Origin of the sequence: Sphingobium terrigena, assembly GCF_003591655.1 — a bacterium.
Classification (GTDB): domain Bacteria; phylum Pseudomonadota; class Alphaproteobacteria; order Sphingomonadales; family Sphingomonadaceae; genus Sphingobium; species Sphingobium terrigena.
Genome location: NZ_QVRA01000002.1, coordinates 77,082 through 96,758 on the forward strand (window position 1 = coordinate 77,082; position 19,677 = coordinate 96,758).

18 protein-coding genes and 1 other RNA gene are annotated in these 19,677 nt (G+C 64.3%); 7 read left to right on the plus strand and 12 right to left on the minus strand.

Translation table 11 applies throughout. The annotated features are described in order from the left end of the window. Positions 1–80: 80 nt before the first annotated feature. From gspI to D0Z70_RS02440, 7 genes are all read right to left on the minus strand, one after another. Positions 81–443: a type II secretion system minor pseudopilin GspI gene (gene gspI / locus D0Z70_RS02410; protein WP_119744075.1), complete on the minus strand. Its 363-nt coding sequence runs from the start codon at positions 441–443 to the stop codon at positions 81–83. Positions 444–558: 115 nt separating this feature from the next. Then, complete coding sequence (locus D0Z70_RS02415; RefSeq protein ID WP_275402204.1) at positions 559–1,032, minus strand: GspH/FimT family pseudopilin; 474 nt, start codon at positions 1,030–1,032, stop codon at positions 559–561. A 111-nt stretch (positions 1,033–1,143) separates the two neighbouring features. Then, positions 1,144–1,689, minus strand: a complete 546-nt coding sequence (gspG, locus tag D0Z70_RS02420) for a type II secretion system major pseudopilin GspG (RefSeq protein WP_239018785.1) — start codon at positions 1,687–1,689, stop codon at positions 1,144–1,146. A gap of 9 nt (positions 1,690–1,698) precedes the next feature. Beyond that, positions 1,699–2,916, minus strand: coding sequence for a type II secretion system inner membrane protein GspF (gene gspF / locus D0Z70_RS02425; RefSeq protein WP_119743815.1), 1,218 nt, complete (start codon positions 2,914–2,916; stop codon positions 1,699–1,701). After that, the gene (gene gspE, locus D0Z70_RS02430) at positions 2,909–4,453 is read right to left on the minus strand and encodes a type II secretion system ATPase GspE (protein WP_119743816.1); all 1,545 of its coding nucleotides are present in this window, start codon (positions 4,451–4,453) and stop codon (positions 2,909–2,911) included. The genes gspF and gspE overlap by 8 nt, the downstream gene beginning before the upstream one ends. Positions 4,454–4,577: 124 nt before the next feature. Next, complete coding sequence (gspD, locus tag D0Z70_RS02435; protein ID WP_119743817.1) at positions 4,578–6,752, minus strand: type II secretion system secretin GspD; 2,175 nt, start codon at positions 6,750–6,752, stop codon at positions 4,578–4,580. Beyond that, entirely contained in the window at positions 6,749–7,558 is an 810-nt protein-coding gene (locus D0Z70_RS02440) for a type II secretion system protein N (protein ID WP_119743818.1), read from the minus strand. Before D0Z70_RS02440 ends, gspD begins: the two co-directional genes overlap by 4 nt. A 169-nt stretch (positions 7,559–7,727) precedes the next feature. Here D0Z70_RS02440 and D0Z70_RS02445 point away from each other — a divergent pair, with 169 nt between their 5' ends. Continuing rightward, positions 7,728–8,369: a prolyl hydroxylase family protein gene (locus D0Z70_RS02445; protein WP_119743819.1), complete on the plus strand. Its 642-nt coding sequence runs from the start codon at positions 7,728–7,730 to the stop codon at positions 8,367–8,369. 83 nt (positions 8,370–8,452) lie between these two features. On the opposite strand, the gene D0Z70_RS02450 is transcribed toward D0Z70_RS02445, so the two are convergent. From D0Z70_RS02450 to ssrA, 4 genes are all read right to left on the minus strand, one after another. Next, positions 8,453–11,158 (minus strand): TonB-dependent receptor domain-containing protein, encoded by a 2,706-nt coding sequence (locus D0Z70_RS02450; protein ID WP_119743820.1) that lies wholly within the window; start codon positions 11,156–11,158, stop codon positions 8,453–8,455. 92 nt (positions 11,159–11,250) lie between these two features. Then, positions 11,251–12,837, minus strand: coding sequence for a hypothetical protein (locus D0Z70_RS02455; protein ID WP_119743821.1), 1,587 nt, complete (start codon positions 12,835–12,837; stop codon positions 11,251–11,253). A 247-nt stretch (positions 12,838–13,084) separates the two neighbouring features. Further along, positions 13,085–13,468 carry a tetratricopeptide repeat protein gene (locus D0Z70_RS02460; protein ID WP_420820362.1) on the minus strand — a complete coding sequence of 128 codons (384 nt, stop codon included), beginning with the start codon at positions 13,466–13,468 and terminating at the stop codon, positions 13,085–13,087. A 371-nt stretch (positions 13,469–13,839) separates the two neighbouring features. Continuing rightward, positions 13,840–14,195: a transfer-messenger RNA gene (ssrA, locus tag D0Z70_RS02465) on the minus strand. Positions 14,196–14,213: 18 nt separating this feature from the next. On the opposite strand from ssrA, the gene D0Z70_RS02470 reads away from it, so the two are divergent. Then, positions 14,214–14,948, plus strand: coding sequence for an NRDE family protein (locus D0Z70_RS02470; RefSeq protein ID WP_119743823.1), 735 nt, complete (start codon positions 14,214–14,216; stop codon positions 14,946–14,948). Here the strand turns inward: D0Z70_RS02470 and D0Z70_RS02475 are convergent. Then, positions 14,945–15,181: a hypothetical protein gene (locus D0Z70_RS02475; protein ID WP_119743824.1), complete on the minus strand. Its 237-nt coding sequence runs from the start codon at positions 15,179–15,181 to the stop codon at positions 14,945–14,947. The two genes, D0Z70_RS02470 and D0Z70_RS02475, sit on opposite strands and share 4 nt — an antisense overlap. Before the next feature lie 224 nt (positions 15,182–15,405). On the opposite strand from D0Z70_RS02475, the gene D0Z70_RS02480 reads away from it, so the two are divergent. The 5 genes from D0Z70_RS02480 to D0Z70_RS02500 all read left to right on the plus strand — a co-directional run bounded on the left by D0Z70_RS02480 (position 15,406) and on the right by D0Z70_RS02500 (position 19,585). Beyond that, a complete protein-coding gene (locus tag D0Z70_RS02480; RefSeq protein ID WP_119743825.1) occupies positions 15,406–15,996 on the plus strand; it encodes an anthranilate synthase component II in 591 nt (196 codons plus the stop codon). A 160-nt stretch (positions 15,997–16,156) separates the two neighbouring features. After that, positions 16,157–17,149, plus strand: a complete 993-nt coding sequence (trpD, locus tag D0Z70_RS02485; protein ID WP_119743826.1) for an anthranilate phosphoribosyltransferase — start codon at positions 16,157–16,159, stop codon at positions 17,147–17,149. Next, the gene (gene trpC / locus D0Z70_RS02490) at positions 17,146–17,937 is read left to right on the plus strand and encodes an indole-3-glycerol phosphate synthase TrpC (protein WP_119743827.1); all 792 of its coding nucleotides are present in this window, start codon (positions 17,146–17,148) and stop codon (positions 17,935–17,937) included. The genes trpD and trpC overlap by 4 nt, the downstream gene beginning before the upstream one ends. Beyond that, positions 17,934–18,404, plus strand: a complete 471-nt coding sequence (moaC, locus tag D0Z70_RS02495) for a cyclic pyranopterin monophosphate synthase MoaC (protein ID WP_119743828.1) — start codon at positions 17,934–17,936, stop codon at positions 18,402–18,404. The genes trpC and moaC overlap by 4 nt, the downstream gene beginning before the upstream one ends. After that, on the plus strand, positions 18,401–19,585 hold the full coding sequence (locus D0Z70_RS02500) for a molybdopterin molybdotransferase MoeA (RefSeq protein WP_119743829.1): 1,185 nt from the start codon (positions 18,401–18,403) through the stop codon (positions 19,583–19,585). Before moaC ends, D0Z70_RS02500 begins: the two co-directional genes overlap by 4 nt. The last annotated feature ends 92 nt before the right edge of the window (positions 19,586–19,677 follow it).

Consider the following 19,677-nt stretch of genomic DNA (forward strand, 5'->3'; position numbering starts at 1 on the left):
GGTCGAGAAACGGCCAGCACTGTGCCAGACGTTTCTCGACACGCTCGAAACGAACGGATGTTGGTTGAGGCGCGCCACCATCACTCCACCACCCGCACGAAACTCAACACCACCGGCGACGCGCCCGGCTGGCCATCGACGGTCAGGTCGACCTGCAACAGGCGCTGGTCGTCGGTCGGCTTGACGGTCCGGCTCCAGTGCCAGCGCCGCCCGCCATTCTCGACATCGCCCGCTTCGTCACCAACCGATGGCGGCACGGGGTCGCTCTGCACATCGACCATCAGGTTGCGCGCGACGATCTGGCCCAGCGCCTTGCTGTCCAGATCAGCCGCCGTGCGCAGCGTCACCCCCTGCAACCGCACCAGCGCCAGCGCCGCCAGGCTGAACACCGCCAGCGCGACCAGCATTTCCAGCAACGTGAAGCCCTGTTGGGTGGAACGCATCAAAGGCGTGAAGCCGCTTTCGTTCAAACCCGGACGTGCTCCCGCGAAGGCGGGAGCCCAGTCCCTCCGTTCGGCCTGGGTTCCCGCCTTCGCGGGAACACGCAGAATACGCCGACTACCCACCGACCATGACCTTCCCCGCCATGTCGACCGTCACCGACACCCGCTCGCCCTCACGCGCCAGCGTCACGGTCAGCGGATCGGTCGGCAGGCCGGTGCCGTCGAATGCAATCTGCTGCCGCCCGTCCTTGCCGACCAGCGCGCGGGTGCCGCTTTTCCAGTTGGCGGTGACGAAGGGCTTGTCCTCCAGCGCCACCCATTGCCCGCCATCGCGGCGCTGAAAGCCATAGCCGGATGCCGATACCCACAGCCCCATCGGCGCAGCCGTCACGACCGCTTCGTCGCGCGCGGCGGCCACGCGCGCGGCGAAGCGGTCGGCATCCTCGATCACCCACCCGCGCGGATCGGGGATGGCCAGCACCACGGCAGCCGAAATGAAACCGATGATCGTCAGGACGACCATCAGTTCCACCAGCGTGAAGCCGCCATCGCCTGCACCGTTCGCCCTGAGCGAAGTCGAAGGGATCAACCGAGCGAAGCGAGGTGCTTCACTTCGTTCAGTTTGGACGAGGCGCGTGACTCGTCCAAAGGCCTTCGACAAGCTCAGGCCGAACGGAAAAATGTTCACGAACAGCCTTTCTCAAAGTTCGCTGGAATAGATATCCGCATTTTCACTCTCGCCGCCCGGCTGGCCGTCCGCGCCCAGCGAACTGATGTCGAACGCGCCCTTGCGCCCCGGCACGGTATAGACATAGGCGCGGCCCCACGGATCGTCGGGCAGCTTCTTGATATAGCCGCCACGCCGGTAACGCTGCGGCTGCGCCAGCGATGCGGGCGGATTGAGCAGCGCCTGCAACCCGTCCGACCCCGCCGGATAGGTCAGATTGTCGAGCCGATATTGCTCCAGCGCCTGTTCGATGGTCGCAATGTCCGCCTTCGCCTTCTCGACCCGTGCGGTGTCAGTCGCGGGGATGACGTTGATCGCCACGATCGTCGCCAGCAGGCCGATGATGACGATGACGACCATCAGTTCCACGAGGGTGAAGCCGGCTTCGCTTCGCTTCCCCACCTCGTCATCCAGGCGAAAGCCGGGATCCCGCTTTTCTTCTATGACCTTGCGCGCTCCCAAGAAAGAAGCGGGATTCCGGCTTTCGCCGGAATGACGGAGGGTGAGGGTCTTACGCATATTCAACTCCTAAGCCCCGGTCAGGCTTTGCAGCTGCAGGATCGGCAGCAGGATGGACAGGATGATGACGGCGACGATTGCGCCCATGATGATGATGATGATCGGCTCCAGCATGGCCAGCGCAGTGGAGGTGAAGGCGTCGAATTCGCGCTCCAGATATTCTGCTGCCCGCGCCAGCATCGTATCGAGCCGCCCGGCGCTTTCGCCGCTGGCGGCCAGATAGACCAGCAACGGTGGGAACACCCCGGCCCGCCGGAGCGCCGCTGACAGGCTGCCGCCGCCACGAATAGCCTCGACAATATCGTCCGACGCGCGCCGCAGCACCCGGTTGTGGACGGTGTTGGCGGTCAGCGTCAGCCCCTCCAGCAAGGGCAGGCGGCTCGCGACCATGGTCGAGAGCGTCCGCGCCATCCGCGCTGCGTGCAGATCACGGATCAGCTTGCCCAGCACCGGCAGGCCCAGCAGCATCGCGTCGAAGCGATAGTGAAAACGCTCATTCTTCATCGCGCGCCAGAAGCCGACAGCGGCCAGCCCGATCAGGATCAGCAGCAGCCACCACCAGCCCGCCAGAAAGGCTGACAGCCCCATCACCATCCGGGTCAGCAGCGGCAATTCCTGCCCGACCGTATCGAATTGCTCGACCACCTTGGGCACGACGAAGATCATCAGCGCCGCGACCACCAGCACCGCGAAACTGGCCAGCACCGACGGATAAGCGATGGCAGTCAACACCTTGGACCGCATCAGCGCCTGCCGCTCCATCAGGTCGGATAATCGCTCCATGATCGCAGGCAGGCTGCCCGAACTTTCGCCGGCGGAGATCATCGCGCGATAGAGTGGCGGAAAGCTTTTCGGCTCCACGCCCAGCGCATCGGCCAGCCGTCGCCCTTCCATCACGCCGCCATGCACCTTGCCGACAATGAGCCGAACATGGTCCTGCTCGCTCTGCCGCCCGATGGTGCGCAGCGATTCTTCCAGCGGACTGACCTGGGTCAGCGTCGCCAGTTGGCGGGTGAACAGGGTCAGTTCCTTGGGGCTGAGGCGCGGCGTGCGCAGCGACAGGCCGGCCCGCTTGCGCGCCACCTCAACCGCGCCGGCGCTGAGTTCGACAATGAACAGCTTGCGCGCGTCGAGCTTGGCCCGCGCATCCTCCAGCGTTTCGGCCTTCAGCGCGCCTTTGCGTTCCTTGCCCGCCGGGTCGATCGCGACATAGTCAAACTCAGCCATCGACGATGGTTTCCGCGTCCACGCTGTCGCGCCGCGACACGCGGATCGCTTCCTCCGCCGTGGTCTGCCCGTCGCGCACCAGCGCGCGCGCCGCCGATCCCAGATTGGGGGCGTTCAGGAAAGCGTGGCGCGCGATCAGCGATTCATCGCCGCCATCATTGATCAGGCGGCGGATCGTGTCGTCCACCCGGATCGCTTCGAACACGCCGATCCGGCCCTTATACCCCGTGCCGCCACATTCGCCGCAGCCCTTGGCGCGGTAAATGATCGTGCCGGGGTCGAACCCCAGCAGAGCGCTGGCCGACTTGTCCGCCTGCACCGGTTCGCGGCAATGCTGGCACAGCCGCCGCACCAGCCGCTGGGCAATGACCGCGCGCAGGGTGGAGGCGAGCAGGAAGGGTTCGACCCGCATGTCGCGCATCCGCGTGATCGCGCCGACCGCGTCATTGGTGTGGACCGTGGACAGCACCAGATGCCCGGTCAGCGATGCCTGCACCGCAATTTCCGCCGTCTCGCGATCGCGAATTTCGCCGACCATCACGACGTCGGGGTCCTGCCGCAAAATCGCGCGCAGCCCTGCGGCGAAGGTCAGTCCGACCTTGGCATTGACCTGCGTCTGGCCAACGCCCTCCATCGCATATTCGACCGGGTCCTCGACGGTCAGGATATTGCGGCTGCCATCGTTGAGCTGGCGCAGGCCTGCATAGAGCGTCGTCGTCTTGCCCGAACCGGTCGGCCCGGTGACCAGGATGATGCCATTGGGTTCGCTCAACCCCTCGCGGAAAATCCGGTCCGGCACCCCGTTCATGCCCAGCAGGTCGAGCGTGATTCCGGCATTTTCCTTGTCGAGGATACGCAGCACCACCCGCTCACCCGCCCGGCTCGGCAGGGTCGAAACACGCACGTCGAGCAGCTTGCCGCCCAGCGTCAGGCCGATCCGCCCGTCCTGCGGCACGCGCCGTTCGGCAATGTCGAGCCGCGCCATCACCTTGACGCGGCTGACCACCACCGGCGCGACATGGGGCGGCATACGCAGCGTTTCGCGCAGCACCCCGTCGATCCGCATCCGCACGACCAGCCCCGTCTCATAGGGTTCGATATGAATGTCCGACACGCCATGCCGCGCGGCTTCGGCGATGATGCCGTTGATCAGGCGGATGGCGGGCGCGTCATCGGCACTGTCGAGCAGATCGTCGGCGGTCGGTATGTCGGCCGCCAGCATGTCCAGCTCGTCCGCGCCCATGTCGATCGACCCGGCCATGGCCGCCGCGCTGCCATCCATCGCATAATGGTTGGACAGATGTCGGTCGAATTCGGCGGGATCAACGAAGCTGACATCGAAACTGCGCGCCAGATGGCGGCGGACTTCGAGCAGGATGCGCGGATCACTCCCTTCGCGCACGGCGATGGCCAGACGATCGCCCTCCTGCGGGAGCAGCACCACGCCATGCTTGCGCGCGAAGCTGTAGGGGATGTCGATGGCGCGCGGAGATGGAGCCGCCGAAACATCTGCGGACGCGGATGTGTGTTCGCTCATACAAAACTCCGTTCGGGCTGAGCGAAGTCGAAGCCTCCTGCTGAACGAAGTGAAGCAATGCCTTCGCTCCGCTCAGGCGAGGGCTTCGACAAGCTCAGCCCGAACGGGTGGAAAGCAGTGTGCTTCACTTGCGTTCTCCGCTCGGCGCTATCTCGACCGGGCGCACCACGCCGCTCGACTGGCGCACCACCGGTTCGATCACTTGCGGGGCGTCAGGCTGCACCACCGCGTCGCCCGGCTGCGCGGCGACCGGCGGGGTTGCGCCCATATAGTCGCGGACCAGTTCGTCGATCGTCGGTTCCATGTCGGGATTGCGCTGTAACTGCATGTTGCGGACATAGCCGTAGCGCTGCTGGGTCAGCTTCTGCGCATCCTCCTTCGAACGGAGGATGGTCGGGCGGATGAACACCATCAGGTTGGTCTTGGTCCGGCTGCGGCTGCGCGACTTGAACAGCTCGCCAAGGCCCGGAATGTCGCTCAGCAACGGGATGCGCTCAATCGTCTTGCGCTCATTATCGTCCAGCAGTCCGCCCAGCGCCAATATCTCGCCATCATCGACCGTGACCGTCGTTTCGATCTCGCGCTTGTTGATGATCAGGTCACTGCTGGAGTTGCTGACCGGCCCGGCCACGCTCGACACTTCCTGCCGCAGGAACAGCTTGATCGCACCGCCGGTGTTGATCTGGGGCTTCACCTCCAGCTTGATACCGACATCCTGCCGCTGGACGGTGCGGAACTGGTTGTCGAAATTCTGCGAGAGCGCCTCACCCGTGGTCACCGGCACCTGCTGGCCGACCAGGATCGACGCCTTCTGATTGTCCAGCGTCATCACCGACGGGGTGGAGAGCAGATTGCTCTCCGTATCGGACTTCACCGCATTGATGATCGCGCCGAAAATCCCGTTCTTGCCGATGCTGCCGCCCAGCCCGGCAATCGCCCCGGTCGCACTGGTCAGGCTATTGATCGCCGCCTGTTGCAACGTGCTGGCCAGTTCGCCGTTGGTCTGTGTCTCGGTCGTTGTCTTGCTGCCGTCCGCCGCCACTACCGTGGTCGTGGTCGTCCCCAATTGCGTCGCGCCATAGGCACCCGCCAGCGTCAGCAGATTGGGCGATGCGTTGCTGTAATTGGTCGCGGCAAAGCCGGTCGATGTGCTGCCGAGCAGAAATTGCACGCCCAGCTTCTTGGCCGCTGCGTCGCTAATCTCGACAATGATCGCCTCGACCAGCACCTGTTCGCGGCGCGTGTCGATCTGGCGGATGGTTTCGCCCAGCATCCGCTGCACGTCGCTATTGGCGGCGACGATGATAGCGTTCGCGCCCTCATAACGGGTCACGATCGCCGGGCCGCGCGTCGAAATGCCGCTGCCACTGGACGAGGAGGATGGTGCGGCTACGGGTGCCGCTGCCGCATTCGCCGGGGCCGCCGCCGGGGTGGAGGCGGTCACCGGCTGGCTGGTCGATTGCCCTACCAGTTGCTGCAACACCGGCAGCAATTTTTCCGCGTCGGCATGTTCCAGCCAATAGACCCGGATTTCCGTGCCGCTGGCGGCCTGCTGGTCCAGTTGCCGCGCCATCGCGACAAGCCGGGCGACCGTATTGGCGTCGCCCCGAATTGCGACCGCATTGCTGCTGTCGATCGGCACCACGGTCGCCGCCGACGGCGAAGCATTCTCGCCCCCGCCGCTGCTTGCCACCAATGCCTGGAGCGATGTCGCAATCTCCCGCGCGCCGGCATTTTTGAGCATCACCATCTGCGTCGACGACACATCGCGATCGACCCGTGCGATCACCTGCCGGATGCGGGCGATATTGTCGGCATAGTCAGCCACCACCACGCTATTGCCCGCGCGATTGGCGGTCACCGACCCATCCTTGCTGACCAGCGGGCGCAGCGTTTCCAGCGCGCTTGCGGCGTCGATGGAGCGCAGGCGGAATACTTCGGTCACGAAACTGTTGCGATTGGCCGCGCGACCCACGCTGCTGGGCTGCCCCGCCGCGCCATCGGCAGGCTGGATGCGATAGGCCCCGCCGGGCGCTGGCACGGCGACGAGGCCATTGGCGCGCAGCGTGGACAAAACGATCTCGAAATATTCAGAGCGCGACAAGGGCCGGTCGGTCACGACCGACACTTTCCCCTGCACCCGATTGTCGATGATGAAGGTGCGCCCCGTCACCCGCGCGGCATCCTGAATGAAGGCGCGAATATCGGCATCGCGGACGTTCAGCGTCTGCTGCGCCATGCCCGGCGCGGCCAAAACCAGCGCAAGCGCGGCAGAAAGGGGGAGGAAATATCTGGTCATTGGCCTTGCACTATAAGGTTCACCGAAGCGACGGCCGCGCCGCGCTCCACGGTCAGGGACAGGCGCGCACCGGGCGCGATCTGATTTTGTACGGACTGGAGATCGCCCACCGGCTGGCCGTTAATCTGGCTGATGATGTCGCCGGGCCGGAAGCCGGCACTGGCAAAGCCCGGTCCCTTCGCGCTGACCGCCAGCCCGGTCACCCGGCCATTCTGCATCCGGGGCGCAAAACCAATGTCACGCCTCAGGCTGTCGGCGGTCGGACCCGCCGATGGCGGCGGCGACACGGGCGGCGGCGCCTGTGTTTCGCCGCCCTCCGGGGCAGCCGTCGGCGCAGGCGTCGACTGGTCCAGGAATATCTGTTCTTCCGCCCCGCCCCGATCGATCGTCACATGATCGAACGCCACCGATTTCAGCACCACGCCAGGCAGGATTTCGTCCCCCACGGCAAAGCTGCTCTGCACCCCGTCGGGCGCGGCGATGATCGCGGAGCCGAGGCCGGAGCCTTCATTCAACCGGATGCCATACAGCGTCAGCGCCAGCGACGTGACGACGCCATTGCCCGCTGCCTGAGGCGCTCCAGTGCGAAAGAAGGGATCAAAGCTGGCGAACAAAGCCTGCCGCGCGGCCGGGGTCAGCAATTGCGCCTGCCGCCCTTCCCATGGGCCGAAACTGCCCACCGGCGTCACGACCACCCAGGCCAGCCGCACCAGTTGCAGCGCCAGCAGGGCGATCAGCCCCTTTTCCAGCAGCGCCAGCCCGTCAATCGACCGACCCCGCAACCTGTTGGCGATCGCCACCCGCATCTGCCTTGCTTGCCCCTTTGTGATGGGCCGCTGCTAAGCACTTCCTCTTACGGCTGGATGACAGTGGTGTGACGCATTTATGACAAGCGAAATTCCGCCGTCATGACGCTTGCATTTCCGGGCCTGGCCAGTAGCAGAATCGCCCTCTCAGGCCTTGTTTATGAGTGTCATGCCCGATCATCCCGCCGCCGCAGATGCCGACCCGGTCTGGATCGCCAGCCATCCCCGCGTCCAGCGAGTCCCCAACCGTGACCTCACCCTGTTCATCCGGCGCGATTTCCTTGTCGCGGACGAATGTGCCGCGCTGATCGAACGGATCGAAGCGGACCGCCGCCCCTCCACCATCGCGGACGCCAATGGCGATGGCTATTTCCGCACCAGCGAAACCTGCGACCTCGACCATGCCGACCCGTTCGTCGCCATGATCGACGCCAAGCTCGCCGCCTTTGCTGGGATCGACCCCGCCTATGGCGAACCGATCCAGGGCCAGCGCTATGATGTGGGGCAGGAGTTCAAGGCCCATACCGACTATTTCGACCCCAAGGGCGCGGACTATGCGAAATATTGCGCGGTCGCGGGCAACCGCACCTGGACGCTGATGGTCTATCTGGACGCGCCAAAGGCAGGCGGCGCAACCCGCTTTCCCCAGATCGGCAAGACCGTCCAGCCGGAAACCGGCAAGCTGCTCGCCTGGAACAACCGCATCGCGCCGGGTCAGCCCAATCCGGCCAGCCTCCACCACGGCATGAAGGTCCGCGCCGGGGTGAAGCATGTCATCACCAAATGGTATCGCGAAAGGCCATGGGGATGATCCAAACGCAAAACGACCGGCCCGCCTGAAACGGACCGGTCGCCTGCGTCGCATGGGGCTGCGCGAACGCGGCCCCGTTCATATCAGAAGGCCACCGTCATCGACGCGGCGATGGTCGTGCCGATCTTGTAGCGGTTATAATAGACGCGGTTGCCGTCCTGTTCCTGGAATTCCTGGAACTTGCGACCCAATATGTTGCGCGCCTCGAACTTGACTTCGCTGTTGATGCCGCCGGGCAGCTTGACCGCCTGCCGCGCCACGAAGTCGAGCTGTACGCCCGGCCGTTCCTTGATATCGGGTTGCAGGTTCGGGCCACGGCTGGTGACGCGGTCGCTGGCATAGGTCAGCAACAATGTCTGCTGCGACAGCGTGTCGGTATCTTCCAGCCCCAGTTGCAGGTTCACCAGATGGTCCGACTGGCCCGTCAGCGGCACGCCATTGAGGAAGAAGTCGGACGCCGCGGGCGGCTCACCGGTAGTGTAGGTATAGGGGATGGTGGTATCACCCGCCCCGACCTTCAGCTTCGACTGGGTATAGGTATAGTTGCCGATCAGTGCGATCCGGCGGCTGACGAAAAAGCTTGAGTCCGAAAATCCGTCCAGCGGCACATATTTCTGCACTTCCAGTTCCGCGCCGTAAAGCGTCGCTTCGGGCGCATTGGCGAAGCTGGTCGTGACATTATAGGTGTCGGTGATGGTCGTGTAAGTCTCGATCGGATTTTCGATCTTCTTGTAGAAGGCCGCTGCCGTGATCCGTTCATCCTTGCCCATATACCATTCGGCCCGGATGTCCGCATTCCACAACTGGCTGTCCTGAAGGAACGGGTTACCGCGGAAGAAACGGTTGGATTCGGTGTCGAGATAGGGCTGGGCGATCAGCTCGCGGAATTGCGGGCGGGCGATGGTTTTGGACCCGCTGGCGCGAAGCTGGAGACCCTTGGCCGCTTCGAGCGTGAAGGTCACGGCTGGCAGCCAGTAATCCTTGCGGATTTCGTTGAACGGGGTCAGCCCGGTGCTGTACACATCGACGCCCGACACCGACATTTCGCCCTTTTCGTAGCGAACGCCGGCATTGACGGAAAGACCCGCAAACAGGTCCGCCTGCGCCTGGGCATAGCCCGCATGGGTGCGCAGCGCCGCGTCATAGACCGGATAGTTGCCCGAAAATTCGAGCAGGCCGATATCATAGAGCTGGATGGTCGCATCCGACAGCAGATAGTCGGGGCGCAGTTGCTGCACCGGCACCGGCAGGTTGACGGCATCGAAATGCAGCTCATAGCGCGACGAACGACGCTTCGTGTCGTTGAAGGCATAGCCCGCCGTCAGCGAAAAGCCCGGCGCGATCTTGTAGCTCCAGTCGGCGCCGGCGAACCACAAATCTTCGTTGAGGTCGCTAAACGTGGCCGATGCGTCGCCGCGCTGGCGATTGAGCGCATTGACGAAACGGTCGCCAACCGGATCGGTCGCAAGGTCGCGATTGGTGCGCACATAGACAAATTCGCGTTCATAGGGGGCTTCGCGCTGCGAATTGGCAAAGCCGCCACGCACATCGAGGCTCAGCGCATCGGAAAATTTGAACTCCCCGACCAGCTGTGTGTCGATCAACTGCCGCTCATACCAGGCGGTATTTTGTTGCAGAAAATCGGCATCCTGAATGGTGCCGTCATTGCGGCCCACCGCCAGCGCGCTGCGCTTGGTGGTGTCGCGGATATAGAGGTTGGTCCAGCGCAACTTCTGGTCGCCCAGTTCCAGCCCGACGCCCAGCAGGCCGTTGACCGTAATCTCATTATCGGTGCTGACCTGCTGATAGCTTTTGCCTGCCCCTGCCCCGACATCGAGCGATGCCTGTTGCAGATTGTCGCGGGTGCGCCACTTGTTGCTGTAGGATGCCGTGGCGATCACGCCCAGCCGTCCGTCGCTGCCGACATCGACCGCCGTGCCGGCGTTGATCGAGCCGGAGAAGTTGAACGGCAGACTGTTGGTCCGCTGCACGACCGACGTGTCGGCGTTCAGGAACTGCATCGCAATCGCCTGCTGGTCGGTCCGGCCGATGTTGGCGAACGGAACACCGCTGCCGATCGCCTGCTTGAGCAGCGGCGGCACGTCGCGCGAACTGTCGTCAAAACCGGTCCAGTCGGACTTGGAGCCATAATGGGTATAGCCCAATTGCCCCGACGTTTCGGTATTGGCCGAACTGCCAAAGCCGATTTCCAGATAGCTTTCGGCGGGAATCGCCTTGGTCGTCAGATTGATGACGCCGCCGCCAAATTCACCGGGGAAGTTGGCCGAGAAGGTCTTTTGCACCAGCGTCGATGCGATCACGCTGGTCGGGAACAGATCAAGCGGAACGACGCGCTTCAAGGGTTCGGGGCTTGGCAGCGGCGAACCGTTGAGCAGCGCGAGCGAATAGCGATCGCCCAGACCGCGAACATAGACATAGCCGCCCGACACGACCGACAGGCCAGTGACGCGCTGGAGCGATCCGGCGATATCGCCCTCACCCGTGCGTTTGATGTCGGCGGCGGACAGGACGTTGACAACCTGCGGCGCGGCCTGCGACACGTTTGTGGTGCGGCGGCCGGTGACGACGATGTCCGCGCCGGGAATCGACACGTCGACATTGCCGGTATCGGCATCGGCCTGTTCGGCGGCGGCCGGCGTGCCGGATGTAACGGCGCCGCCAGCGTCCGCGCCGGTCGTGGCGGCCGGGTCGGTTTGCGCCATGGCACCAGGTGCGACCAGGGCGGATGAAATCAGGAGCAGGCGCGCCAGGCTGAGCGGCTTCGACATGCTAGGGGTCCCCCTTTGGGAATTGCAGTGCAAAAGAAGGCGGGGAAGCGCGACAACACGCTCCCCCGCCCCTGTTGAGGTCGTGGGTCCGATCAGGTCGTCGGGATCGCCGTGCAGTCCTTGCTGGTGGTGCCGAAGTTGGCGGTCACCGAATTGCAGGTCCAGCCGGCATACCATGTGTCGCTGCTGTCCTTGACCGCACCGATATAGTTGGTGGTGGCGAAGGCAGCATCGATCGTCTTGGGGTCGATCGCGGTGCGCGCGGTTTCGGTCGCACCGTTGATGAACAGGCTGGTCAGCGACGGGGTGTAGCTGATCGTGCTGTTGGCACCGGCTTCGAAGATCGACTGGACGGTTGCGGCATCGACGCCGCGGCTGCCCTTATACGGGGTGCTGTTGCACTGCATCACCACCGAGATGTAGCGCGGCTTGCCGGCATCCTGCAGCGCCGTGTCGGCGTCGCGGGTCGTGGTCGTGCTGTCGATACGCAGGCAGCTGTTGGTCGGCGACACGATGATGCCGTTCACCAGCGCCAGATCCGCACCACCGCGCAGCAGCATGGCCGCGCCATTGCTACCCGTGGTCGAACGCTGGATATAGGTGAAGTTGGCGACCTTCAGATACTGGCGGGGCAGCGCGTCCTCACCATTATTGGCCGCCGAACCACCATTGGAGTCGGTTTCGAGGAAGCCGTCGCCAATGTCATTGTTCGCACGCTGGGCGCTGATGACAAATTGCACGGTGCCGCGATAACCGACGTCGGAGTCGAAATTATCGTCCTCGTTGCCGGTCAGCACCAGGTAGCGATAGTTGGAACTGCCGCCAAAGGCTTCGATGCCGTCGTCCGAGCTGTTGTGGACCTGGATATGGTCGATCACCGTGCCGGTGCCGACGCCCGAAGGGGTCAGGCCCTGCAATTCGCTGCCGCCCGCAAGAGCAAAGCCCGAATAGCGGATCTGGACGTAGGACATGCGACCCGAACTGTCGGCATCGTTCGCGCCACCATAAAGCGCGCCGCTGCTGCCTTCGGTATCACGCTCGCACGCGGTAGTGCCGGGTGCTGCGGCCGGGGCCAGACAGTCGGTGATCTTCGCACGGCCAAGCAGCACGACACCGCCCCACTGGCCCGACGACTGGTCGGTCGCGGTGCCCAGCACATTTTCACGGCTGGTGAAAACGATCGGCTGCGACGCGGTGCCGACAGCGTTGATCTTGTTGCCACGATTGACCGCCAGATAGGCGTTGCCGGTGGCAGCGAAGATGGTGACGCCCGGATCGATCGTCAGCGTGACGTCGGTGTTGGTGCTGGCTGCACCCTGGTCGGTGCCGACATCGACGCGGCCGGGCAGCGAATAGATGACGCCCGCGACCTTGGCGATCGCGGTCGAGCTGGTGAAGCGCGCAGGGAAGGCGCAATTGCGCCAAGTATTGCCGCCATCCGAAATGGTGCCCAGATCCGCCAGCTGTGCCGAGCCGGAAATGGTCGGGCAGGCAGCTGCGGGGGTCACGCCGGTGGGCGTGGGGGTCGGCGTGGGCGTGGGGGTGGGCGTCGGGGTCGGCGCGGGGATGACAATGGTGCCCTCGCCCGGCGAAGCGATGTCGTCAGCGCCGCAGGCGCTCAGGCCTATGCAGGCGCAGCTCGCCATCAGGATCGTGTGGATACGGTTAATCTTGGCCATGTCGTCTCCGCTCCGGTGGACACCGGGTTTGTTGCTATGCGGAGCGCAGGGGATATGATTCGGACAACGCCCCCTGTCGCCCTCCGAAGGGGCAGTTAGGGACGTGTGGTGACAGGCTTGTTCTGTTTTGGTGACGAAATGGCGTCACTAAAATTACAGTTTGACGACTTGCATGAAGCTTTCATGACAAAGGCGTCATTCTGTCGAACGACGCCCCGTCATGATCGCTTGAGATGAGATGCGTTTGTCAGCGCGAAGCGTAAACCGGCGTCAGGCGGCTCATCGCCCGCCGCGCCACGTCGCGTGATGACTGTTCACTGCCGTCTGCCAATACCAGCGTCATTTCGGGCGAGAAGCGCGCAGACTTATAGGCCGAGTGCGCGTCAGCCACACGGCCCATGCCCGCATAGGCATTACCCAGGTTGATGAGGCGCGCGGGGTCATTGGCGCTGTCTGGCCATACGGCCTTCAGCCGCTTGGCGGCCTTTTCAAACTGGCCAGCCGTCAGGTCGCGCGCAGCCAGACCGCCATCAGGAACGCCGACAACGATCACATCCTCCGACGCGCCCTGCGCCATGGCGGGGGTGACGCACGCCAAAGCAAAACCGGCGACAAGGGCGACCTTCAGCATCATATTTTCTCCAGCAAAACCTTCTGACTATAGCGATGATTATTTCACTATGATGACAGTAGCGCAATAGCGGTTCGGTTGCTGAAAAAGGATTTTGATTTGCTTTAAATCAATAACTTATGATTTTTTCTTCATACTGTCATAAAAGTGTAATCGAATAGACAGTCGGAGTCGATACCGATTCGCACAGCAGGGATTTGTTCTGAAATGCGCCCCTGGTGCATCAGCACCGGCAATCGTCTTGCGCTCTTCCACGCATGTCGAGACAGGCTCGCCGCGCCAGGCGATCGATCAAGCGAGGCCAGCGATGCAGGATAGCAAAAATGATGAAGGTCCGGGAGGTTCTGTTGCCCGGCCCTCCCGGAGGCCGCTGAATTCCCTTCTGTTGCCCGGTGGGTTCAACCGCGCTATTTTAGAGTGAGGTCAGGCCGTTAGGCCCTCATTCACGCTGCAATGGCGAGTGCTTCGTTATCGTTGGCACTTATGAGTTTTGCACAGTTTAACGGCTTACACGGGCCGGGTAAAAATATCGCCTTTGAACACACGTCGATCCTAGTTCGGCCCCGTCAGACATCCCGTCCGACATCTCTGCCAACCGGGATATGTGGTGGAACCGCCGGGTACTGCCCCCGGGTCCGCTGCGTCTATTATACGACACACTTTATCACCATAGCCGGGCGAACCCGGCCCGACCCATATGGGCGTAAAGTTGCGCCTTTTCAAGCCGCCGCATAAGGGAAAGCCCATGTGTATCGTGACAATGGCATGGGCGGCCCATCCGCGCTGGCATCTGGTGCTGGCGGGCAATCGCGACGAACATCATGTTCGCCCCTCCGCCGCGCTGGCGCAATGGGATGACAGGCCCGGCATCATCGCGGGGCGCGACCTGCAATCGGGCGGCACATGGGCAGGCGTGTCCGATACCGGCCACATGGCGGTAGTCACCAACCAGCGCGGCTATGGCCTGGCCCATCCCGACCGTGCCTCGCGCGGCGCGTTGGTGACGGATATGCTGACGGGCGAGGGACTTTATGCCGCGCCGACGCTGGCGACGCTCGACGATTTCAACCCGTTCAGCCTGATCGCGGTGGACCGTCACCGCGCCCGACTGCTGACCAACCGTCCGCACCCCGACGCGATCGACCTGCCTCCCGGCATTATCAGCCTGTCCAACGGGCCGTTCGATACGCCATGGCCCAAGACGCAGCAATTGAACGCGATGCTGGCCGACTGGCTGGCGACGGGACAGGATGATCCGGCGCTGCTCTTCACGGCGCTACGCACCGAAACCCTGCCCGACGACATAGCGCCGGACGCCGAGCCATCCCCCATCTTCATCCGCGATGCCATCTACGGCACGCGATGCAGCACGATCGTCACGATCGACTACGCAGGACAGGGCATGATCGCCGAACGCCGCTATGACGCGGGCGGACAGCAGACCGGCGAAACCTGGATAGAGTTCGCCTGGCCGCTTTAACGCAGCACCGAACGCGGCTGACGCGCCAGATGGAGTGAGGATCGCACGACCGGCGACTCGATCAGCTTGGTTTTCATCAGGTCGCGCATCCGGTCGGCCCCATCGGGGTTCAGCATCACCACGCGGGTGCCGCCCGATGTCAGCGCTTCGATGGTCGATACGGCCAGCGCGTGCTTGGTGCAAAGCGCCTGCACATCGGCCAGCGGCGCATTGATGTTGATCGCGCGGCTCATGCGGCGCTGCTCACGCCAGTGTTGATAGATATGCGAATAAAATGGTCCAAGAGAAAGCGCCTTGCTGGCAAGCGGGAGCGCTGGGCGTCTCTCGGTCACGCGAATGCTTGCGGGCAGGGTTCGCGTCGATGGGCTGGCCCTAGCAGAGGCATGTGTCGCCGTCGCGACATTTATGGCGCAGCCCGCTTCCCCTTGCCGCCCTGCCTCTCTATAGCCCTGATCCCATGATCCTCGTCATCGACAATTATGACAGCTTCACCTGGAACCTGGTCCATTATCTGATGGAACTGGGCGCACGGGTAGAGGTCGTCCGCAACGACGCCATTTCAGCGGGCCAGGCGCTATCCAGCGGGGCGAAGGCCTTTCTGCTCTCGCCCGGTCCCTGCACCCCCAATGAAGCGGGCGTCAGCCTCGACCTCGTCGCCGCCTGCGCCGATGCGGGCGCGCCCTTGCTCGGCGTATGCCTTGGCCATCAGGCGATCGGCCAGCATTTCGGCGGTAAGGTCGTGCGCGGCGGCCTGATGCACGGCAAGACATCGCCCGTCACCCATGACGGCACTGGCCTGTTCGCCGGTATCCCCTCCCCCTTCACCGCCACCCGCTACCATTCGCTGATCGTCGAGGATATTCCGGGCAGCCTGGTCGTCAACGCGACCAGCGAGGACGGGTCGGTCATGGGCTTCCGCCACGCGACCCTGCCCATCCATTCGGTCCAGTTCCACCCCGAAAGCATCGCCACCGAACATGGCCATGACATGCTGGCCAATTTCATGAAGATTGCGGGCATGAAGGTGAAGGCGCGCGAGGCAGCCTGACCGCGCTGTCCTATCGCATCACGCCCGGCTAGGATGCGTTGCCGACTTTGCAAAAGTTACGGCAATAGGAAATCTTATGTCTCATTTACCGGGAAAAGTGCGAAGTTAAGCGCCAGCGCCCCCTCGACTCACCGCCCCGCTGATGATTAAGGCAAGCGCGATGACCAGCCTGCCCGATCCTTCCCAACCCCTCGATGCGCATGTCGCCGCCTGCGCCTTCGACCTGCTGTTCGACGCCGACCTGCCCGAAGCCGACATCGCCGCTTTCCTCGTCACCATGGCCCGGCGCGGCGAGACAGCGATCGAGATCGCTGCGGCGGCCCGCGCCATGCGCGCCCGGATGATCCCGGTCACCGCCCCCGCAGGCGCGATCGACGTATGCGGCACCGGCGGCGATGGCCACCACACCCTCAACGTCTCGACCGCCGTGTCGCTGGTCGTCGCCGCCGCTGGCGTTCCCGTCGCCAAACATGGCAACCGCGCCGCATCCTCCAAGGCAGGCGCCGCCGACACGCTCGAAGCGCTCGGCCTCAACCTCGACCGCGCAGCCGCCAGCGCTGAAAAGACGCTGGCCGAGATCGGCATCTGTTTCCTCTTCGCGCAAAATTACCACCCCGCGCTCAAGCGCCTCGGCCCGATCCGCAAGGCCATTGGCGAACGCACCATCTTCAACCTGATGGGACCGCTCGCCAACCCCGCCGGGGTGCGTCGCCAACTCGTCGGCATCGCCCGCCCTGCCTATGTTCCCATCTATGCGCAAGCGCTCGCCGAACTGGGCGTCGATCGCGCAATGATCGTGTCGGGGGACGAGGGGCTGGACGAATTGTCGCTGGCGGGCGGCAACGACATCGCCGAAGTCGCGGGCCATGGCGTCGTTGCGATGCGCCGCCTGTCCGCTACAGACTTGGGCCTTGCCACCCATCCGGTCGATGCGATCCGCGGCGGCGATGCGGCCCATAATGCCGCCGCCCTGCGCGCGCTGTTGCAAGGTGAACCGGGTGCCTATCGCGACGCGGTGCTGCTCAATGCCGCCGCTGCCCTTGTCGTGGCCGACGCGGTTGCCGATTTTCAGGAAGGCGTAGAGGAAGCGGCTGAGACGATCGACCGTGGCCTTGCCAACGCCCTGCTCAATTGCTGGATTACCTATCAATGACCAACAAGCTGATCGAAATTTGCGATTTCAAGCGCGAGGATGTCGCCCGGCGCAAGGCCGCGACCAGCCTGTCGTCGCTCCACGCCCGAGCCAGCGAACAGACGCCCCCGCGCGGTTTCCGCAAGGCGCTGGACGACGCTGCCCTGTCCGGTTTCGGCCTGATCGCGGAGATCAAGAAAGCCAGCCCATCCAAAGGCCTGATCCGCGCCGATTTCGATCCGCCCGCCCATGCCCAGGCCTATGCCGCGGGCGGCGCGGCCTGCCTGTCGGTGCTGACCGACGAGCCTTATTTTCAGGGGCATGACGATTATCTGATGGCCGCCCGCTCAGCCTGCGCCATCCCCGTACTGCGCAAGGATTTCATCGTTGATCCCTGGCAGATCCTCGAAAGCCGTTCGCTCGGCGCGGACGCCATCCTGATCATCGTCGCCGCACTGGATGACGGGCAGATGGCGGAGATTGAGGATGCGGCCCTTGGCCTTGGCATGGATGCGCTGATCGAAGTGCATGACGAGGCGGAAATGGAGCGCGCGCTCAAATTGCGCTCCCGCCTGATCGGCGTCAATAACCGCGACCTGCGCGACTTCTCGGTCGATTTCGCCCGCACCTATGAACTGGTGGGCAAGGCACCGGCGGGCTACACTTTCGTCGCCGAAAGCGGCCTCACCAGCCATGCCGACCTGACCGCCATGGCCGATCATGGCGTGCGCTGCTTCCTGGTCGGCGAAACGCTGATGCGGCAGGCCGATGTCGAAGGCGCTACGCTCAACCTGTTGACCGGCGCATGACCGGTCTCACCCATCTCGACGCCGACGGCGCGGCCCGCATGGTCGATGTCTCGGCCAAGGCGGTGACCGCGCGCGAGGCGATTGCCAGCGGCCGGATCGACATGATTGCGGACGCCGCCGCCGCGATCGCGCAGGGGCTGGTCAAGAAGGGCGATGTGCTGGCAGTCGCGCGGGTCGCGGGCATCATGGCGGCCAAGCGCACCGCCGACCTGATCCCGCTCTGCCACCCGATCGCCTTGAGCGCCGTCAATATCGACTTTGATCTGGACGAGGGCGGCGTCACCGTCACCGCCACCGCCCGCACAGCTGGCCAGACCGGGGTGGAGATGGAGGCGCTGACCGCTGCCTCGGTCGCGCTGCTCACCATCTACGACATGGCCAAGGCGCTCGATAAGGGCATGATCATCGGCAATGTCCGCCTGATCGCCAAGAGCGGCGGCAAGTCGGGCGACTGGCGCGCGGCATGAGCCTGCTGCCCGTCGCCGAAGCGCAGGCGCGGCTGTTTGCGCTTGCGCCGCCGCTGCCTGCGGAGGAAGCGCCCATTGCCGCCTGCACCGGGCGCTGGCTGGCAAGCGATGTGCTGGCGCTGCGTAACCAGCCCTGGGCCGATCTGTCCGCGATGGACGGTTATGCCGTGCGCGCCACCGAGTGGCCCGGACCATGGCGGGTCACCGGCGAAAGCGCAGCGGGCGGCTCCGTCCCAGCCCCGCTGCCCCCCGGAGAGGCGTGCCGCATCTTCACCGGCGCTCCATTGCCCGCCGGAGCTGACACGATCCTGATCCAGGAAAATGCCACCCGCGATGGCGATCGACTGACGGCCAGCGACGATCCTTTGCCGGTAGGCCGCAATGTCCGCCTTGCCGCATCGGACTTCGCCCTGAACGATCGGTTGCTGGCCGCCGGAACCACCCTCACCCCCGCCCGCATCGCGCTGGCCGTGCTGGGCGGCCATGGCGCGCTTCCCGTGGGGCGGCGGCCCAAGGTCGCATTGATCTCCACCGGCAACGAACTCGTCCCGCCCGGCGCACCGACCCCGGCGGGTAGCCTGCCCTCGTCCAACGCAGCAATGCTGGCAGCGATGCTGGCCGCCCTGCCCTGCGACGTCATCGACCTGGGCATCGTCCCCGACGATCTCGGCGCCATGACGGCGGCGCTACAACAGGCCACATCGGCGGACATCATCGTCTCCACCGGCGGCGCATCGGTCGGCGATCATGACATGGTCCGCCCCGCCTTTGCCCAGGCAGGCGGCGCGCTCGATTTCTGGAAGATCAGGATGCGGCCCGGCAAGCCGCTCATGGCCGGAACACTGGGCGATGCTGTGTTTCTGGGTCTGCCCGGCAATCCGGTATCGGCCTTCGTCACCGCGACCCTGTTCCTGTTGCCGCTGGTGCGCCATCGCGCCGGATCGGCAGCGCCGCTTCCACGCACGACGCAGGCGCGCCTGGCCGCACTGCTACCAGCCACCGCCGATCGCGACGATTATCTGCGCGCCTATCGGGGTGAGGCTGGCATCGTCTCGGTCACGTCGCAGGACAGCGCCGCCACCGCCGCCATGGCTATGGCCGACTGCCTGATCCTGCGGCCCGCCGACTCTCCTTCTGCGGCCACGGGCGACACCGTCACCATCCTGCCACTGATGGACTGAAGCTTCCGTAGTGCCGCCGGTTAAGCGGTGGATTGGCGGCAAGAACGACCACGCGTTGCTCGCTTGACTCGCCTCCTTCCGTTTCCTATGTG

Bases quoted from the DNA above. Each gene is read 5' to 3' on its own strand.
- gspI (WP_119744075.1), bottom strand. From the start codon at position 443: ATGCGTTCCACCCAACAGGGCTTCACGTTGCTGGAAATGCTGGTCGCG.
- gspG (WP_239018785.1), bottom strand. From the start codon at position 1,689: ATGCGTAAGACCCTCACCCTCCGTCATTCCGGCGAAAGCCGGAATCCC.
- gspF (WP_119743815.1), bottom strand. From the start codon at position 2,916: ATGGCTGAGTTTGACTATGTCGCGATCGACCCGGCGGGCAAGGAACGC.
- gspE (WP_119743816.1), bottom strand. From the start codon at position 4,453: ATGAGCGAACACACATCCGCGTCCGCAGATGTTTCGGCGGCTCCATCT.
- gspD (WP_119743817.1), bottom strand. From the start codon at position 6,752: ATGACCAGATATTTCCTCCCCCTTTCTGCCGCGCTTGCGCTGGTTTTG.
- D0Z70_RS02440 (WP_119743818.1), bottom strand. From the start codon at position 7,558: ATGCGGGTGGCGATCGCCAACAGGTTGCGGGGTCGGTCGATTGACGGG.
- D0Z70_RS02445 (WP_119743819.1), top strand. From the start codon at position 7,728: ATGCCCGATCATCCCGCCGCCGCAGATGCCGACCCGGTCTGGATCGCC.
- D0Z70_RS02450 (WP_119743820.1), bottom strand. From the start codon at position 11,158: ATGTCGAAGCCGCTCAGCCTGGCGCGCCTGCTCCTGATTTCATCCGCC.
- D0Z70_RS02455 (WP_119743821.1), bottom strand. From the start codon at position 12,837: ATGGCCAAGATTAACCGTATCCACACGATCCTGATGGCGAGCTGCGCC.
- D0Z70_RS02460 (WP_420820362.1), bottom strand. From the start codon at position 13,468: ATGCTGAAGGTCGCCCTTGTCGCCGGTTTTGCTTTGGCGTGCGTCACC.
- D0Z70_RS02470 (WP_119743823.1), top strand. From the start codon at position 14,214: ATGTGTATCGTGACAATGGCATGGGCGGCCCATCCGCGCTGGCATCTG.
- D0Z70_RS02475 (WP_119743824.1), bottom strand. From the start codon at position 15,181: ATGAGCCGCGCGATCAACATCAATGCGCCGCTGGCCGATGTGCAGGCG.
- D0Z70_RS02480 (WP_119743825.1), top strand. From the start codon at position 15,406: ATGATCCTCGTCATCGACAATTATGACAGCTTCACCTGGAACCTGGTC.
- trpD (WP_119743826.1), top strand. From the start codon at position 16,157: ATGACCAGCCTGCCCGATCCTTCCCAACCCCTCGATGCGCATGTCGCC.
- trpC (WP_119743827.1), top strand. From the start codon at position 17,146: ATGACCAACAAGCTGATCGAAATTTGCGATTTCAAGCGCGAGGATGTC.
- moaC (WP_119743828.1), top strand. From the start codon at position 17,934: ATGACCGGTCTCACCCATCTCGACGCCGACGGCGCGGCCCGCATGGTC.
- D0Z70_RS02500 (WP_119743829.1), top strand. From the start codon at position 18,401: ATGAGCCTGCTGCCCGTCGCCGAAGCGCAGGCGCGGCTGTTTGCGCTT.